The organism is Bacteroidia bacterium (assembly GCA_025056095.1).
Classification (GTDB): domain Bacteria; phylum Bacteroidota; class Bacteroidia; order JANWVE01; family JANWVE01; genus JANWVE01.
In genome coordinates this window covers 1-3,547 of record JANWVW010000262.1, presented here as the reverse complement: position 1 = coordinate 3,547, position 3,547 = coordinate 1, and the positions used below count along the sequence as shown (strand labels likewise).

The 3,547-nt window shown below is 39.6% G+C and carries 2 protein-coding genes; both read right to left on the bottom strand.

The window, feature by feature from the left end:
* A partial coding sequence (locus NZ519_13050; GenBank protein ID MCS7029682.1) for a hypothetical protein occupies positions 1 to 1,917 on the bottom strand: 1,917 nt, incomplete at its 3' end.
* Entirely contained in the window at positions 1,914 to 3,395 is a 1,482-nt protein-coding gene (locus tag NZ519_13045) for a hypothetical protein (protein MCS7029681.1), read from the bottom strand. The genes NZ519_13045 and NZ519_13050, both read right to left, overlap by 4 nt.
* Positions 3,396 to 3,547 lie beyond the last annotated feature (152 nt).

Below are 3,547 nucleotides of genomic sequence, written 5' to 3'. Positions count from 1 at the left end.
AATACTATCGGTAATCATCGGCTGAATAGTTGGCGGCACAACGGCACTTTTAGAGGCTATCAAATACCTGATGCGATGCTTGCGAATAAAATCAGCTTGACTCTGCGCAATGCTTTGGAAAGTGCCTTCAGCTTTCTGTCGGTTGACAAACTGGGTGAAAGCCATGAGGGCAAGGTCTCCTTGCCGCAGCCTTGGAACCTTAGGTACTTCAAACGTAGAGATAGAAATAGCTTGTGCAGTTGGATGTAATAAGGGCAAGTACTCGCCCATTTGCACCATAATGGGTAGATGACTTTGAAAAGCTTTTACATATTCTTTTGGATGCAAAATAGAGACGCCCCAGCCTTGTATTTTTGACTTTATTTCTGGTGAGGCAAGACGCGCAAGAAAATCGAAACTATAAACACGGTCATAGCTGAAATAATGTTTTTGAGTAGCGAAGTGCCTAATAAAATTAATAGAGATGAAAAAAATCAAAATGATCAAGGCAACAATGTAGCGCCTAAAATTGGTGTAAGGTTTTATCAACAATACAGCAAGTTGCAATACAAGAAAAAGATTCAACAAGCTGAAAGTAGGATGTGTAAAAAACTGAAATGCCTCTATGCTAGGAGATAATAAAGTCCAATTGACCGCACCCGCTACTATAATACTACCTACCATTGCATAAGTTATAATAGAAAAATTGCGATAAGAGAATCCTAATATTGCTAAAATTAACAACCATGGCCAGTATAAGATACCAATATGAACGAACAACCCTATAAACAAATTGATTTTAGTTCGCAAAATTTGCCAGTTTGATGGAATTGAATTAGCAAGTAATTCACTTGGGCTGCTACTAGATTTAACCCCAGACATACCAAACAGGAAAAAAAATATGACAATACTTGCTAATGCAATAAGTGCCATACTTGTATGCCATGCCCACTTTTTAAAACTTATTTTTTTAATTAGCCAAAGAACTAATGAGGCAAGCATAATGCCTCCTGCCACAGTAGGCAAAGCAACTGTTGTTACAATAGCAATAGAAAGCATGAAAACAGTTACATCTTGATAATGCTTGCGTTGCAGAAACAAAAAAAAAGCAATAGCATACAAGTAATAAGGACCTGTTTTTTTGCCAATAAAATCTAACAAATCACTACGAACATCTTCTGAAAGCGCTGTAAAAGGATGTAACCTATACCATTCTAAAAAAACGCCATTTACAAATAGCAGTCCAAAGCAAAGAACCGATATCCACCATTTGATTGGATAAATCTGTTCTATCCATGCCAAAATACCTATAAGAACAAGACAATGAAATAAAGGCACATTCACTGCCATTAGCAACCCAAGAGAAGGCATACCGTAGGCTTCTACTAAAAGACCATTAAGCCATAATTCGTAGTAGTGATACAGCGTAATACCTTGATAAGCACTATTACTTAAGGTTATGTCTATACCCCACCCAGTCTCATGACCGGTAGTAACGAGTGAAGATACCACGCGAGTGTAGTAAACACTATCCCAAAAGGGAATATGATACTTCATCGGTCCTCCCGGCCAGAAAAAGAAGTACGCCTCCCAGCCGTAGCAAAGCAATGTGCCCAGCAACACCGCCCCAATATGATGCGCTGTTATTTCAAAACCCAAAAAAGGTTTTCGGACAGTATCCTGTGTCGGTCGGTATTGGTATAGAAAGTAGGCGGCAGGCAAAATCCATAAAATGTTAATGGTGCGACCGCCCGATTTAATAATGGCATACAGCGCAATCCATGTGGTCATCCCGATGAAAGCGCTAAAAAATAGCTCAGCAAAAAAATTGTCAGTAATACCCAAGCGCCAACGCACCAGCCTTCCTGTTAGAAAAAACACAACCAAGGCCAGCAACAACTGACCATAGTGCAGCAAAACTTCGGGGAAGATATTCATGATAAAAAGTTAGCTTTTTTGGTTAAAAACTGCCGATAAATATAGCCCAGTACTACAATAGCATAAATCTGCAAAAAAGGATAACTCATCACAAAATGCCGATATTCAATCCGTCGCAGCACGAGTGGACACAGCAGTACTACATACAATGCCATCAAAATAAGCATCCAATGATTGGTTGATAATTGACGATGACAATTGACTACATAAAATAGTAAGCCAAGCAGACCTCCTGCCCATACAAAATAGTACAGACCACTGTATAAAAGTCTTGTAATTTTTTTACTCAGTGAAAGGTCGGCAAAAGGTTGCGGAGTCAGATTGTATGTGCCACTATGTAGCAGAAACTTCGGCAACAATCGCAAAGGAGCTGTTACATAATAGTGAAAAGGTTTCTCCTCAATAAATGCTCTTCTATAAGCTCGCAATTTAGTGTAAGCAATGGAATCAGCTTGTCGTTTGAGATTAGGAGGAGTATTGGGTGCTTCTGCCAAGTCATACCATTTTTTCAATTCGCGCAGTGAATCAGCATTATAAGCAGAAGTAAATACATAGTCAGGCAAATCTTCCATACGTTGGTAGCGATTTGGTACAGTCTTATTGTTGCGAACATCAAAGAAAAGCATCATTTCTGCTGCTGGATTCCACGAAACAAAATCGCCCCCCCATGCTTGGACAAATTCCATCAGTGCTAGAAAACGTCCCTCGGTCAACCCTGCATGAGCATCGGTTACTAAGGGAATGATACGCTCAAAATGCACATAATTTCTTGCTATCCAAGCTGTTTCTACTACTATAAAAACCAATGCAAAAGCAACGCCTTTCATGATAGCCTGCTGCCATTGCTTGCGATAATTCCAAAGCAAGACTATTCCCAGTAGAAAATATAACGGCAACAGATAAGGGCGCAGAAAAACTGCCCATGTAAAAAAAGCCCCTGAAATGATTAGTTCTCTTGTAAAACGCTTGCCTACAAGCAGGTATAGCCCAAAAATTTGAGCCGAAACGGCAAAACTCTCTGTTAGTATAATCCAATCGTAATAGGCTACAAACGTGTTAAGGCTATATACTATTAGGGTAGCTGCAAATATACCTTTGTTGTTAAAAATACGGTAGGAAATGATTGCTAAGGCATAACACGAAAGTGTAGCCATTAGCCATTGTAACAAAAAAGTAATATTGAGTGCCGTTTTTTCATCTAATAGCCACAAAAGTGGCGCAAGCACTACATCATACCCGGGCGTACGACCAGCATATGGTACACCCGTAACTCTTGAATAAGAGCCATGAATAGCTAACTGATATGCCGTTTGTAAATAATCTTGTGAATCGGTAGCTAAGTTACCTATCAATCCATCGCTGAGGGTATACTCCCCCAGCCAAAACAGGATGAATGTTGCTACTAACCGTAGTAGGATGGTAACGGATAGCCAAAAAAATACGCGATTAGGTGGAGGAATATGCAAGCGGTTCAACATTAGCTATAGAATAAATGTATTTTGAGCAAATCTAAGGGGATTTTGAACGTATCCGACAGTTTGATTTTAGACTGCCCTACATCGCGCCACTCTCTAAGCGGATATTCGTAAATTCGATGATAGGATTTTTCATAACCCATTTTCTTTTGCAA

Bases quoted from the DNA above. Each gene is read 5' to 3' on its own strand.
- NZ519_13045 (MCS7029681.1), bottom strand. From the start codon at position 3,395: ATGTTGAACCGCTTGCATATTCCTCCACCTAATCGCGTATTTTTTTGG.